Annotated in this window: 11 protein-coding genes and 1 riboswitch; of the genes, 2 read left to right on the top strand and 9 right to left on the bottom strand. The window is 31.1% G+C overall.

The genetic code is table 11. The annotated features are described in order from the left end of the window. Window positions 1-149: 149 nt before the first annotated feature. Window positions 150-968 (bottom strand): adenosylmethionine decarboxylase, encoded by an 819-nt coding sequence (gene speD / locus ACREV6_RS09010; protein ID WP_431577679.1) that lies wholly within the window; start codon window positions 966-968, stop codon window positions 150-152. A 288-nt stretch (window positions 969-1,256) separates the two neighbouring features. Here speD and asd point away from each other — a divergent pair, with 288 nt between their 5' ends. Continuing rightward, complete coding sequence (gene asd, locus ACREV6_RS09005) at window positions 1,257-2,342, top strand: aspartate-semialdehyde dehydrogenase (RefSeq protein WP_431577678.1); 1,086 nt, start codon at window positions 1,257-1,259, stop codon at window positions 2,340-2,342. 304 nt (window positions 2,343-2,646) lie between these two features. Here the strand turns inward: asd and cbiB are convergent, their stop codons facing one another. From cbiB to ACREV6_RS08985, 4 genes are all read right to left on the bottom strand, one after another. After that, window positions 2,647-3,609: an adenosylcobinamide-phosphate synthase CbiB gene (cbiB, locus tag ACREV6_RS09000; protein WP_431577677.1), complete on the bottom strand. Its 963-nt coding sequence runs from the start codon at window positions 3,607-3,609 to the stop codon at window positions 2,647-2,649. Between the two features lie 118 nt (window positions 3,610-3,727). Next, window positions 3,728-5,251 carry a cobyric acid synthase gene (locus ACREV6_RS08995; RefSeq protein WP_431577676.1) on the bottom strand — a complete coding sequence of 508 codons (1,524 nt, stop codon included), beginning with the start codon at window positions 5,249-5,251 and terminating at the stop codon, window positions 3,728-3,730. 122 nt (window positions 5,252-5,373) lie between these two features. After that, a riboswitch (cobalamin riboswitch) is annotated at window positions 5,374-5,555 on the bottom strand. A gap of 127 nt (window positions 5,556-5,682) precedes the next feature. Next, window positions 5,683-6,528, bottom strand: coding sequence for a TIGR03943 family putative permease subunit (locus ACREV6_RS08990; RefSeq protein WP_431577675.1), 846 nt, complete (start codon window positions 6,526-6,528; stop codon window positions 5,683-5,685). A 54-nt stretch (window positions 6,529-6,582) separates the two neighbouring features. Beyond that, window positions 6,583-7,755, bottom strand: coding sequence for a permease (locus ACREV6_RS08985; RefSeq protein WP_431577674.1), 1,173 nt, complete (start codon window positions 7,753-7,755; stop codon window positions 6,583-6,585). Between the two features lie 201 nt (window positions 7,756-7,956). On the opposite strand from ACREV6_RS08985, the gene ACREV6_RS08980 reads away from it, so the two are divergent. Beyond that, complete coding sequence (locus tag ACREV6_RS08980) at window positions 7,957-9,957, top strand: methyl-accepting chemotaxis protein (RefSeq protein ID WP_431577673.1); 2,001 nt, start codon at window positions 7,957-7,959, stop codon at window positions 9,955-9,957. 175 nt (window positions 9,958-10,132) lie between these two features. On the opposite strand, the gene trmB is transcribed toward ACREV6_RS08980, so the two are convergent. The 4 genes from trmB to ACREV6_RS08960 form a co-directional block, all read right to left on the bottom strand. Then, window positions 10,133-10,798, bottom strand: coding sequence for a tRNA (guanosine(46)-N7)-methyltransferase TrmB (trmB, locus tag ACREV6_RS08975; protein ID WP_431577672.1), 666 nt, complete (start codon window positions 10,796-10,798; stop codon window positions 10,133-10,135). A gap of 305 nt (window positions 10,799-11,103) precedes the next feature. Next, window positions 11,104-12,249, bottom strand: coding sequence for an ABC transporter permease (locus ACREV6_RS08970; RefSeq protein ID WP_431577671.1), 1,146 nt, complete (start codon window positions 12,247-12,249; stop codon window positions 11,104-11,106). 1 nt (window position 12,250) lies between these two features. Continuing rightward, window positions 12,251-13,378, bottom strand: a complete 1,128-nt coding sequence (gene sagH, locus ACREV6_RS08965; RefSeq protein ID WP_431577670.1) for a SagH family ABC transporter permease subunit — start codon at window positions 13,376-13,378, stop codon at window positions 12,251-12,253. 99 nt (window positions 13,379-13,477) lie between these two features. Beyond that, the gene (locus ACREV6_RS08960; RefSeq protein ID WP_431577669.1) at window positions 13,478-14,413 is read right to left on the bottom strand and encodes an ABC transporter ATP-binding protein; all 936 of its coding nucleotides are present in this window, start codon (window positions 14,411-14,413) and stop codon (window positions 13,478-13,480) included. Window positions 14,414-14,550 lie beyond the last annotated feature (137 nt).

Below are 14,550 nucleotides of genomic sequence, written 5' to 3'. Positions count from 1 at the left end.
CCACAAAATATCCCTACAAAGACACCATCTATGAAATTCATTCCCTGCGGTTCTGAAATGTGGTTAAAGCAAAAAAATAAGACTTCAGTGGGAGTATTAATACCCTTTTGAAGTCTTTAATTAAGCCATTTTAGTGAATTCTAAAAAAATCAACCATTAGAAATATCCATACCATAAAATATTTCCACCATTTCTTTTTTTAATTTCTTTATAATATCACATTTTTCATCTTGGTTTAGATCTTCTTCTTTAATCTCGAATAAATAATTATCAAGTTCAAAATCATTTAATATCATTTTTGTATGAAATATATTAGATTGATATATATTCATATCAATTAAATTGTATCTATTTATAGTCTCACTGGCAATATAATTTTGTATAGAATTAATTTCATGATCTATAAAATGTTTTTTACCATCCATATCTCTAGTAAAGCCACGAACCCTGTAATCAATAGTAATAATATCAGAATCAAAGCTACCTATTAAATAGTTTAGAGCTTTTAATGGGGAAATAGTTCCACAAGTGGCTACATCTATGTCCACTCTAAAGGTGCTTATATTATTTTGAGGATGGCTTTCAGGATAAGTATGTACTGTTACATGGCTTTTATCTAAATGAGCCACAATATTCTCACGAATCGGAGTTAAAACCCCTCTATTACAAGACGGATCTACCATATATAGTGGAATTTCTTCCTCTGAAATAAGTAATGTTACACTTGCTCCTTGAGGGTCATAGTCTTGCTTCGCAATGTTTAATACGCTAGCGCCTATTATTTCAGTAACATCAGTGAGGATTTTTGTTAACCTCTCGGCATTATATTGTTCATCAATATACTCTATATACTTCTTGCGGTCTTCTTCCGTTCTTGTATAGCAAATATCATAAATATTAAAACTTAATGATTTTGTTAAATTGTTAAACCCATATAACTTTATCTTATTTTTATCATTTTTAGCCAACTTTATTCCCCATTTCTCTTAGACATCTTCTAAAAAAATTATATATCTTATGGCACCATTGTCAAGCATAAATTTATGTACATATCTATTCTATATAATTATTTACTTGAAGTATATACTTTTTAACATTATAATCATTAATAATAGTAAGCTTTATATAATTTTATATTTATTACTATTACTATTACTATTACTATTAACTTTATGACTTAGATATGAATATATATAAATATAGCATTTATATTTTGAAACAAATGTATATCATTAAAATATGGAGGTATCAATACAATGGATAAAAAATTAAAAGTTGGTTTATTAGGTGGAACTGGATTTGTTGGTCAACGTCTTGTTACACTGCTAGCAGATCACCCTTATTTTGAAATAGCTGTTATTGCTGCTAGTGAAAACTCTGTGGGTAAAACTTATTTTGAAGCAGTAAATAATAGATGGAAATTAGATTTACCTATGCCAGAGTGTGTTAAAAATATAGTAATAAAAAATATAGATGAGGTAGATTTAATAAGCAGTGAGGTAGATTTTGTATTCTGCGCTGTTAATATGCCAGCAAATGAAATTAGAGAAATTGAAGAAAAGTATGCAAAAGCTGAAACTCCTGTAATTTCAAATAACTCTGCGCATCGACATACAGAGGATGTTCCAATGGTTATTCCAGAAATAAATGCTGACCATTTTGAATTAATTAAGGCTCAACGCAATCGATTAGGCACTAAAAAAGGTTTTATTGTTGCTAAACCTAATTGTTCAATTCAAAGTTATGTTCCTGCTATAAGTGCACTTATGCAATATAAACCTAAAAAAATATTAGTTTGTACCTATCAAGCTATATCCGGCTCTGGAAAAATATTTTCAGACTGGCCAGAAATTAGTGATAATGTAATACCCTATATAGGTGGAGAAGAAGAAAAGAGTGAGCAGGAGCCTCTAAAAATTTGGGGCCATATAGAAAATGATAGTATAGTTAATGCCGTGGATCCTATTATTTCAACTCAATGCATACGTGTTCCTGTATCAGATGGTCACTTGGCTGCAGTGTTTGTTTCCTTTGAAGATAAACCATCTAAAGAAACTATTTTACAGCATTGGGCAAGTTTCCAGGGAAAACCGCAACTTTTAAACCTCCCAAATGCCCCTAAGCAATTTCTAACCTACTTTGAGGAAAATGATAGACCACAAACTAACCTAGATAGAAATATTGAAAAAGGCATGGGCATAGCAATTGGTAGACTACGAGAAGATAGTTTATTTGACTATAAATTTGTTTGCCTATCTCATAATACTCTACGTGGTGCAGCCGGTGGTGCTGTGCTTACAGCTGAACTTTTAATGGCTGAAGGGTATTTGACTTCAAAATAGAAATAAAAATATAAATATAGGCCCCCTTATTATTTCAAGATAATTTTCATTTTGAAGTAATAAGGGGGCTTTTAATTTAAATGAATAACAACGAAAAAAGCAGGGGGACGGTTAAGAAAAGTACGGGGACAGTTAACAACTAATTAAAGTTTGGGAAAAAAGTACGGGGACAGTTAACAACTAATTCACTTTAAAAAAACATGTGAAAAAACACGGGGACGGTTAACAACTAATTCACTTTTAATTACTTATCCACCGTTAAATAAATAAATTGTAATTTTATCCACAAGTTGTTGTTAAATACTCACCAAAAGAACATTCCTATTAAGTATAATATTACTAAACAAAACATTGCCCCATACATTAGCTTTATTGTATCGATTATATGTTCCTTACCTAACTCTTTTATTTTATTTCCTATGGTGGGTTTGTACATTATTTCTCCAAAATATACATTTGTACCACCTAGTTGAACTCTCATAGCACCTGCTGCTGCACCTTCTGGATAAGCACAGTTAGGGCTTTTATGATTTTTTCTATCTCTTATCATTACTTTCATACTACTAGCAATATTCCCGCCAACCAGCGGTGCTGCTAAACAAATTAAAAATCCAGTTACTCTTGCAGGTATAAAATTAAACAGGTCATCTGTTTTCGCTGGAAAGAATCCAATATATTTATATTTTTCATTCATATATCCAAGCATTGAATCCATAGTGTTTATGCCCTTATACATCATAGCTAAGGGTGCTCCCCCCAATATTGCGTATAGGATAGGTGCTATAACACCATCTGCTGTATTTTCTGCAATGGTCTCCACATCTGCCCTTACTATTTCATATTCACTAAGATTTTTTGTATCCCGGCCTACAAGGTAAGATATTTTAACCCTTGCATCATCAATATCATTTTTAACTAAGGAGTCATATACTTTTTTGCCTTCTTTATGTAGGCATCTAGTAGCTATGGTTGTCCAAAGCAATATTATATTGAGGATATGGTATAACCAAAAAATCTCACTAGAAATCTTTAAAATTATAAAAGGCACTAAAAAACTAGCGGATGCTACTAAAACTACAATAATTCCTCCAAAGGATTTAATTTGCTTATTGGTTTTACATAGCTTTCTTCCCATCTTATCTAACGCAGATATAAGTTTTCCTATATAAATCACCGGATGTGGAAACCAATATGGATCTCCAATTAATAAGTCTAGGACAACTGCCAATATTAGATCTAATACATTCATCGCAAATAGAATTTCCATGTTAATTCCTCGCTATCTTATAATGTTTTAATTTTTGATAAAGTTGTTAACTGTCCCCAACTTTTTTAGCTTAGTTCAATTACTTGTTAACTGTCCCCAACTTTTTAGTTTAGTTTAATTAGTTGTTAACTGTCCCCAACTTTTTTATTCCCATGATTTTGTAGATTGAATCCATGTCTATACTATCTCTCACTATATCCGCTAGCTTGTCTATTTCTTTTTCCCTTAGACTTTCGTAGGGCTTAGATTTCTTAGGCTCCATAGCTTTTTTTATTCTTAGTGTATTTAGTATATATTCTCTAAATTCTACTCCATCTAAAATCCCATGAATATATGTACCCATGATATTTCTACCTTCATTAATTGCTCCGTCCAATAAAGATTCTTCACCTTCTAAGTAATCGGATTCACCATTCTTTTCATATATTTCAAAAAGTGGTTTTGCCTTATAACCGTATTTACAAATTCCCATATGTATTTCATAACCATAGACATCAATACCATCAATACTCGTATAGATGCTGCGAGCCTTTACTCTTGTAGTTATTTTTTCATCTTGGAACACTGTATCTATGTCTAAAAGCTTCATACCTTCTATTTTTTCTAAATTTGTTTCTACACCTTGAGGATCATTTAAGCTATTTCCTAGCATTTGATACCCTCCACAAATGCCTAATATGTTACCTTCTATGCTATATTTCACAATGGCATCCGCAAGTCCGGTGGCTTTTAAGCTCATTAAATCCTCAATTGTGTTTTTAGTTCCGGGTATAATAAGTAAGTCTGGATTTCCTAATTCTTCTTTAGTTGTAACAAATCTAACTGATACATCTTCTTCAACCTTTAATGCATCTACATCTGTAAAATTAGATATATGTGGAAGCCATATTACAGCAATATCAATAGGTGCCGTGATTTTTTTGTTAAATTCTACTGTGCCATCTTCATCTTCTAAATCTAATCTAAAGTATGGAACTACTCCTGCGCAAGGAATATGTATAATATCCTCAAGCATTGTAAGTCCTGGCTTTAAAATTTCTATATCCCCTCTAAATTTGTTTATAATAGTGGCTTTAACTCTTTTTTTCTCTTCATCATTTAATAAAAGTAGCGTTCCTGCAAGGGACGCAAATACCCCACCCTTATCTATATCTCCTGCCAGGATTACAGGGGCATCTATAAGTTCTGCCATTCCCATATTTACTATGTCTCTATCTCTTAAATTAATTTCTGCAGGGCTTCCTGCTCCTTCCATTACTATAATATCAAATTTTTTCTCTAATTCCTCAAACTGCACCTTTAACATATCCTTAAATTCCACTTTCATATTATGATATTCCATAGCTGTACTATTTCCAAAAACCTTTCCATTAACTATAACTTGGCACTTTTGATCTGAGGAAGGTTTTAATAAAATTGGATTCATAAATACCTCTGGCTCAAGACCCGCTGCATAGGCTTGAAGCACCTGCGCACGTCCCATTTCTTTTCCATCCAATGTAATATATGAATTCAATGACATATTCTGTGACTTAAAGGGACATACAGAAAACCCATCTTGTTTAAAAATTCTACAAAGTGCTGTTACTAATATGCTTTTCCCTACAGATGAAGCAGTTCCTTGAACCATTATTTTAGCCATTATTATTCCTCCTTTTATGCTTTTTTGTGCAAAATAAAAAACAGCAAGCTCTCGCACCTGCTGTTATGTGCAAAATTTCATCGCACTAACTTAATCTCTACAAGTTCTTTCCCGCCGAAAGTTTAATATTACTGTTTTAGGCAGGTCTCCTGACTCTTGAGTCACTCTCCCCTTTCCCTTCCCCTTGCAGGTGGTTATAAAAGGTTCGTCTTCAATTACAGTAGCGGGGGCTGCTGTGGAATTACACCACATTCCCTTTTCACCTTATTAATTAATAAAAGGCACCTAAAAATATCTATTCATTTTTCTACTAAAATATTTACATAAAATTAAATTTAACAATTCCAAGATTCAATGTATTTCTATATAATTAATTTTATAGTATTACATTAATTATGTCAATAATTAAGAATTTCATATGCGTTTCCTATTTAATTATATAAATACTCATTATTCTGTTTATCTGTTTTTTCTGTTTTATTTACTTTAATTATTGGTATTACAATAATTTCTCCACTTTTAACATCCTTATATTCTCGTTCCCCTAGTGTACCCTCTATATTTACCCAAGTGCCTTCAGCGAGTATTTCTCCCTTAGAATAATCACACAAAATACCAACTAATTGAGCATCTGCCGCACAACAACTTACAACAATTCTAGATAATATAAATTCAGCTTTATTAAGTCCTTTTTGATTATATATGAACCCCTTCATATTAATGGTTCTACCAACATACTTGTGGGGATTTCCATATATATCTTCATAAGTATTTATAAAATTTCCACTGGTCATATTTATATGGTTTTCTTTTAACAGTGATCTACTTTCTAAAGACTTTTTTAATGAGACATTAGCATTTTCAACAAAATGAGTATTTTCTTCGTTATGATCACATACCTCTGTTCCATCCTCTAAAACAGTATGTTTATGCTTTAGGGCATTAATTTTCAATTGTGAAGTTAATGAAAACCCCTTATTTATAGCGCCATCAACACTCACCCCCACCGGTTTTAATAGAAATCCTAGAGTAAGTGGGATTAAGAACATAATATATCCAAGCTTTAATGTTTTAGCTTTTTTTAATGTATAAATATTCTTTCCTTGAAAAATAACCAAAACAATAAAAAAATATAATGCAAACTTTACGTATTTAACCATTTTGGGATGTACAAATAAAGTCAATTTATTTGTGCTAATAATCCTGTAAAAATAACAAGTAAACCCAATGAGTATAAGAAACCATATTAATTCATTTAAATTTAATTTCTTTTTCAAACATCTCCTCCTAATAGCTCTCTGTAAATAGATAGGAATAATTAATTTTTAAACTCATAAACCAAAAGCATTACTTAACGCCGCAAGTGGAAATATGTTCGCTATTACAGCTAAAATAAAGCAAATAGTAATTATAAGAAAAACCAGTTTAGCTACAAAACTTAATTTAAAACTTCCACAAAGCATAATTGTATTTTTTATGTCTATCATAGGACCTAAGATTAAAAATCCTAAAATAGAACCGTTGGTAAACTGCCCTAAAAAACTTCTAGCTATAAATGCATCTGTTTCTGAACAAACTGATAATACAAAGGCCAGCATCATCATCACTATTATGGAAGATAAAACACCCCCACCTATAGATAAAATAAATTCCTTAGGTATGAAAACTTGCATACAAGTTGATAGGAATACTCCCATTATAAAAAATCTACCTATATCATATAACTCTGCACTAGTATGTGATATTATTTCCTCTATATTCCTTATAAACTTATTGCTATGATTGCTATGATTATGACTGTGTCCACAAGAACAGCTACCATTATTTTCATCTATGTGACTATGATTATGTTTAATAACATTGATATTTTTATTGCTTTGTACATTATGATGTCCATTACCACAACTTTCTTTATGTGCAGTGACTCTAGGCTTTTTAACTACTTGCCTCTTAAACGGACTATCTTTATGCAGCATCCCTATAAGAACACCTATTGCAATAGAACCAATCATGCCAAACATAGCTCTTGCTATTACCATATATGACATTCCCATGAACGCATAATGTGTTGACAATAAAACCACGGGATTCATTATTGGCACCGATAGCATAAATGTAACCGCAATACTTAACGGAACACCTTTTTTTATAAGTCGCCTAGTTATAGGCACAATAGCACATTCACATACTGGAAAAACAAGTCCAACTAAGGAAGCAATTAAAACCCCTACAAACTTATTTTTAGGTATTATTTTGGCAATTGCTTCCTCTGATACGAATATCTGAATTATAGAAGAAGCTAATGCCCCAATTAGAATAAAGGGTATACCTTCAAAAATTATACTAAGAAAAATTGTAGAAAAATCATTTATAACTCTGAAATCAAATTTAATAACCCCGGTACTCTGTGTAAAATATATTCCCAATAGTAAGACTATGATGATAATTAAAATTTTTATTAGGTTAATCTCACTATCATATAGTTTTTTATTTTCCTGGTTCAAGTGCCCAACTCCTTGCTATTAATATTTATACGTTCTGAACTATTATATTATCTTAAACTGGTTACTATGCTACTTATGCTATTGTACTTATTGATTTTTAAATTATCTTTATATTGTTATAACTGTTTTGAATTCTATTGATTTAAGTCGAGAAATAATTTATTATGTTATATGTTGGTTAAATTTAAAAGGGGCGATTATATGAATTTAAAAAATTTTAAAATGAACAGTATTCGTACTAAATTAATTATTAGCTTAGTAGGAATTTGTGTAATTCCATTATTAATAACAGGTTTTGGCTCTTACACTCAGTCAAAGGCAATCCTTAGTAAGAAATTAACACTTACAAGTACACAAACACTTACGGAAATAAATCATGGATTGGATGATTACTTTAAAGGATTTTCCAAAACAATTTCAATGACATCAACTAATTATAATTTCGTAAATGTGGATACAGGTAATAACTCTAAATATGTACCTGATATATTGAAAAGCGTAAAAGAAAGTGACAAAGATATATTTGATATATATTATGGCACTACCTCTGGTAAGTTTTTAACATATCCTATAGAACCACCAGACCCAAGCTATGATGCAACCACAACAACTTGGTATAAACAAGCTTTAGAACATAAGGGTCAAGTTATAATAACTCCTGCGTATAAAGATAAGGTAACTAAAAAAAATGTTGTTACACTTGCACAAACTGTAGAAAAAAGTGGACAAGTAGTTGGCGTTATTGGAATGGATTTACCATTAACTACACTTGCACAGCGAATATCTACAAAGAAGATAGGTAGTACAGGCTATGTGTTTATTTCGGAGGTATCAGGCAACGTTTTAGCTCACCCACAGAAAGAGCTTATTAGCACAAAAGCAGCCTCTATATTGTCTTTTTGGGATAAAGCAAAATCAGATAATAGTGGTTTTGTTAATTATGAAGATAATGGTACGAAAAAATTTGGAGTATATCAAACAAATGAATTAACAGGTTGGAAATTAGTAGCTACGTTAGCCGAAAGCGAACTATCCAGTGATACAAAGTCTATTTTACAAACAACTTTTTTAATAATATTAGTAATGGGATTAATTTCAGTATTTATGTCATTATTATTAAGCAAGGGGATATCTCATAATATCCTAAAGTTAAAAGAAGTATTTGCGAAGGCATCAAATGGAGACTTAACTGTATCAATTAGTGCTTCAACAAAAGATGAATTTAAAGATTTAGCCATATCCTTTAATTTAATGATAAAAAATATATCAGATCTTATGCATAGTGTTACAAAATCCTCTAAGACGGTACTAGACACATCAACAAATCTTGCCAGTATGTCAGAGGAGGTAACCTCTTCTATAAGTGAAGTAGCAAGCGCAATAGAAGAAGTTTCTGTAGGCGCAACGCAGCAAGCTCAAAATGCTCAAAACGGTGCTTCTCAAATGGAGGACTTATCAAACAGAATAGATAAAATTAGTATTAACTCTAATGAAATGGACAAAATTTCAAGTAATACTAAAGATTTAGGATCAAAAGGCCTAGTCATGGTAAATACCTTAATTGAGAAATCAAATAAAACTAAAATAGCTACTACAGAAGTTAACAATATAGTGCAAGATATGAATGAAAGCACTAAGCAAATAAATGCCATCTCTGAAACAATAGCCAATATAACAGAGCAAACTAATCTTTTATCATTAAACGCAAGTATTGAATCTGCACGTGCAGGTGAAGCTGGCAGAGGATTTGCTGTAGTTGCAGACGAGATAAGAAAACTTGCTGACCAGTCAAAAACTTCAACTGAAGAAATAAAGGCAATTATAGCAAGCATACAGAAAAAGTCAGACATAGCGGTAAATGCTATCAAATCCACTGAAACTGTAGTAAACGAGCAAGACTTAGCCGTAGTTCAAACTCAAGAGATATTTAGTGAAATTCTAAAATCAATTGAAATAATGATTACTAAAGTTGATGAAGTAAAAATATCTATTATTGATATAAATGAGAAAAAACAATCTACAGTATTAGAGATTGAGAATATTTCAGCTATATCGGAACAAACAGCCGCTTCTTCAGAAGAAGTTACAGCTTCTACAGAAGAAATAACAGCTACTATGGAAGAGTTTACAAAACATTCAAGTGAGCTCCAAATATTGGCGGAGGAGTTAGGGACTGAAATAAATAAATTTAAAATCAATTAATCCCACTCACTTTTCACAAATAAATTCATTGAAATTTTGCTGTAACTATGCAGATTAGACATAGTTATTCCTAAGTATCCCTAAAATAAAAATTATCCACACTAAAACCAAATTTTATGGTTCTAGTGTGGATAATTCTGTTCATAACTATAACTATATTTACATTTTCAAAATTTTATTTATTGTCTACAATTAGTCTAGCTCTCAAAAACATAGCCTTCATACCAAGGCTTGCAAATTTAGCTTCGTATTCTGTAACTACATTGTCTTTAAAATCACTATTGTGCAAGTCATAGGTTGAAAATAATATTTCAAATCCGCATTCTTTGAAATACTCTACTGAGTCTTCAAATAACTCTGTGTTATCTGTTTTAAACCAAACTTCAGATCCTATTTTTAAGAATTTCTTATAATTCGTCAAGAACTTAGTGTGTGTTAATCTTCTTTTATTATGTCTTTCTTTTGGCCAAGGATTACAGAAATTTATATAAATTCTACTTATCTCATCTTTTGAAAATACATCATCAATAAGCATAATATTTAAAGGCATAAGTCTTACATTTATATTTTCTGCCTCCTTAACTTCTCTTACGCTCATTACTTTTCTAAGGGCAAATACTAGCACCTCATCCTTTAAATCTATACCTACAAAGTTAATGTTAGGATTTTGCTTAGATCTTTCTGATATAAATCCACCCATGCCGCAGCCGAGTTCTAGATGTATTTCATTAGTATTTTTAAATTGGTCATTCCATTTTCCTTTATGAGCATAATGGTCTGTTACTACAATATGACTAGACTCCAGCTCTGGCCTAGCCCAATGTTTTTTTCTTAGGCGCATATATTTTCTCCTTTTATTTATAATATTAAAAAATTACTACATAATTTTTTTCTCAAATTCACTTTATTATTATATCACAGGAATTGCGCTAAACAAACTTTATACTTCTAAAGTTACATTAGTTATTGCCTGTTTCCACCCCTAAATGTCAATTAATTGTTAACTGTCCCCAACCTTTCCGTTCCTTAAACATCAATTAGTTGTTAACCGTCCCCAACCTTTCCGTTCCTTAAACATCAATTAGTTGTTAACCGTCCCCAACCTTTCCGCTCCTTAAACATCAATTAGTTGTTAACTGTCCCCAGCTAAATGAACCTTTCCACATTTCTATCCTTTTTCATTTTATAAACTGAGATTAAAAAAAATGTAACTGCGAAAGCTAATAATACTCCTATATTGCCTAATATATCTTTAAACTGCGCTCCTGTTTGAATCCTTCTTATAGCTCCTAGTGCCCAACTTTGTGGAATAAAATCTGATAGTCTTTGCATAAATGGTGGCATTACAGAAACTGGCCAAAAACAACCTCCTAGCATACAAGTAGGAGTAACAATTAAGGTGGAGAGGCTACTTGCCGATCCAGTAGAATTAGAGCATACTACTATTAAAAGCCCCATTGCTACAGCTACTATGCCAAAGCTCATTAGTATAATTAACAACTGCATAGCTGGTATATGAGTGTTATAGTTTAAAACTTTAGTAGTTAAAAACAGAACTATAGTAATTTGAATAAACACAATAAACAGGTTTACTATTACGTTGCCAAGTATATACTGTTTTGAACTTACAGGTGAAGCACATATCCTCTGGTAGGTGCCATCTCTTTTTTCTTTTAAAATCAATGTAGAAGTTGTACCTGAGGCAATTAGCATTACCATAATGAATAATCCCATTGTATTTTGAGTTGCATTTGTTCCCTTTGTATTATCTGTTACAAATTCACTTTGAAATTTTAATTCTCCATTTGAATAGCCTTTATATATTTTATTAAAAGTTACTTCTTCTCCATTTGAAGCTTTTGATATACTCATTAAATTTTTCATATACATGTCTATATAATTTTTTATCCATACAGTGGCATCTTCACCTTTTATAGATATTATTTGGATATTGTCGGTGTTTTTGCTTAATATTTTTTGTTTCATATTTTCAGGAATTATTAATGCAAATTGCACATCTCCACTGACTACACTATCCTCTAAATTCTCTTGGTTTATTGGTACAATTTTAAATTTCTTAGTAGACTCTAAATATTTAAGCATATCCGAAGCTATTTCTGTTTTGTCTTTATTAATAACTCCCATTGATACTTTAGACCCAGAAGAAGGACCTTGCAAACTCATAAAAATCGTAACTAGTGCTATAGGTAATATTATATATACTATTACATTAGATCTTTTCTTGAATATAAGCTTAAACATATTTTGTGCTATTAAAAAAATATTTCTCATATTATGCTCTCTCCTTTCTAAATATCAAAGTAGCTATAGTTAAAAATACTGTAGCTGCTATTAAATTAATAGCAATAGCAGTAAATACATCACTAAAATTCCCACCATATATTACTTTGAAAATAGTGTCATTTGCCCATTTCACTGGAGAAAGCACAGCTATCTTAAATAGAAGTTCACTATTGAACTGCTCTAATGGAACATATCCTCCACCAAGAAAAACCATGAGTGGTATTAGAATATTTAATACTCCTGACATCGTAGCTTCCGTTTTGAAAATAAAAGCAGCGCCTATTCCAAGGGATGTTGCCATAAAAGCTTCCGATGCCATTATTAAAAATACTACTCCTGGACTATTTCCCCAGTCTACATTTAAAACATTTCTACTGAAAATTATCACTATTAATAATTGAAATATTAAACTTACAAAAGCTCCAATATTCTTTCCTATAAAATATTCATACTTTTTTATAGGAGAAGTTAATATTCTATTCCCTGTTTTCCTTGTTTTTTCTCCATAAATGGCAAAGCCCCCTGAAAAACATCCATACATTATAATTAATGTTGTCATGGTTATCCCATAATAGTCAATTGCTCTTGGCTGTTTTTTTCTATCAATGGATTTTACTTCTACGTACTTTTTAGAATCTTCTTTTAAAACTTCTTTTACGGAAGCTGGATTAACCTTTGCTATTTCAGCTACAACATTATATTTTTGTACAAATGCTTGAAAAACTACTTCTACAAATGCGGCTTCAGAATTATATCTTTCATTTTTAAAAAGCTTTATTTTATTTTCCTTTTCATTAAAATCAATATAGCAAGCATACTCTGTTTGTTTAACACTATTGATTCCACTATCATATCCTTGTATCCTTGTAGCCTTTATCCCAAGTTTTTCTACTTCTTTTATAAACTCTTCAAAAGCCTGCACCCTTTGGCCTTGACCCTCAATAGAATAAGCTACCTTTGTATTATCAAACATTGATGAATTTCCATCCATTCCACCAGAGAACGCTGTTCCTAAAATCCACATAAGAACTATAGGAAGTGCTATCATTATAATCATTATTTGCTTATTTCTTATATTATGCTTTATTTCCTTCACTACTATATTAAAAATTCTCATTATTTCCCCCTTTTATGCCTTATAAGTACATAACTGTTATAAGCAAGTTATGCCCCCAGTATTCCTTATATTCACATAACTGTTATGAAAATTGCCTGCCTAATCCCTAAGTTTCCTTCCTGTTAAAGTAAGGAATACTGACTCTAAATCCGGATTTTTACTTTCTATATTCTTAATAGAAATATTATTGGAAGTAAAATATATTATTATCTTATCTAAATTAGTAACATCTTTTTTGCTTTCTATTTTAATTTTCTCATCCTGGACTTCTATTTTCACAACTCCCGCTATTGCCTTAAGTTCCTCTATATTCAACACTTCTACATCTTCTACAGTAATCTCAACGTAATTTACATCTGTAACTATAGACTTTAACTCCTCCACAGTTCCTTGTGCAATTACTTTTCCATGGTCCATTATAGCTATATTCCCACATATAGCTTCTACCTCTTCCATATAGTGAGTAGTGTAAATTATAGTGCATCCTAATGAATTTAATTTTTTTACAGATTGTAATATATGATTTCTTGATTGAGGATCAATTCCTACTGTTGGTTCATCCATTATAATTAACTTTGGTCTATGAGGTATAGAGCATGCAATATTTAATCTTCTTTTCATTCCACCGGAAAAACTTTTTGGGTACTGTTTTTTCTTGTCTAAAAGTCCAACAAACTCTAGTGCTTCCTCTACTTTCTCTTTAAGTTCAGACCCTTTTAACCCATAAAGACTAGCAAAAAACTTAACATTTTCATAGGTTGTTAAATCTTCATAAATAGCAATTTCTTGAGGCACCACACCAATATTTTGCTTAATATAGGTACTTCTAGTTTCAATGTCTTTTCCTAAAATTTCAATTGTACCCTTATCCATTGTAAGTAATCCACATAATATATTTATAATAGTACTCTTCCCTGCTCCATTAGGACCCAGTAACCCATAAATTTCGCCTTCTTCTATAGTCAAGCTTACATTATCTACTGCTATCACATCTTTGAATTTTTTTGTTACTCCATCAATTTTAACTATCTTCATATATAACACCTCTTTATAATTTTTATTATTTAAGTACATTTAAGTAACAAGTCAATAGGCTAATCTGTTTTCATGTACCTTATATTTCTATTATATAAAAAAAATGACTTTCTAATAAGTATTGAAAGTCACCTTTT

The sequence above is a fragment of the Clostridium sp. genome (assembly GCF_050717515.1).
GTDB lineage: Bacteria > Bacillota > Clostridia > Clostridiales > Clostridiaceae > Clostridium_AD.
Note: the sequence above shows the minus strand (reverse complement) of the source record. Positions and strands in the feature narration are given on the sequence as shown.

Bases quoted from the DNA above. Each gene is read 5' to 3' on its own strand.
- ACREV6_RS08970 (WP_431577671.1), bottom strand. From the start codon at position 12,249: ATGAGAAATATTTTTTTAATAGCACAAAATATGTTTAAGCTTATATTC.
- ACREV6_RS08995 (WP_431577676.1), bottom strand. From the start codon at position 5,251: ATGGCTAAAATAATGGTTCAAGGAACTGCTTCATCTGTAGGGAAAAGC.
- sagH (WP_431577670.1), bottom strand. From the start codon at position 13,378: ATGAGAATTTTTAATATAGTAGTGAAGGAAATAAAGCATAATATAAGA.
- cbiB (WP_431577677.1), bottom strand. From the start codon at position 3,609: ATGGAAATTCTATTTGCGATGAATGTATTAGATCTAATATTGGCAGTT.
- asd (WP_431577678.1), top strand. From the start codon at position 1,257: ATGGATAAAAAATTAAAAGTTGGTTTATTAGGTGGAACTGGATTTGTT.
- trmB (WP_431577672.1), bottom strand. From the start codon at position 10,798: ATGCGCCTAAGAAAAAAACATTGGGCTAGGCCAGAGCTGGAGTCTAGT.
- ACREV6_RS08980 (WP_431577673.1), top strand. From the start codon at position 7,957: ATGAATTTAAAAAATTTTAAAATGAACAGTATTCGTACTAAATTAATT.
- ACREV6_RS08960 (WP_431577669.1), bottom strand. From the start codon at position 14,413: ATGAAGATAGTTAAAATTGATGGAGTAACAAAAAAATTCAAAGATGTG.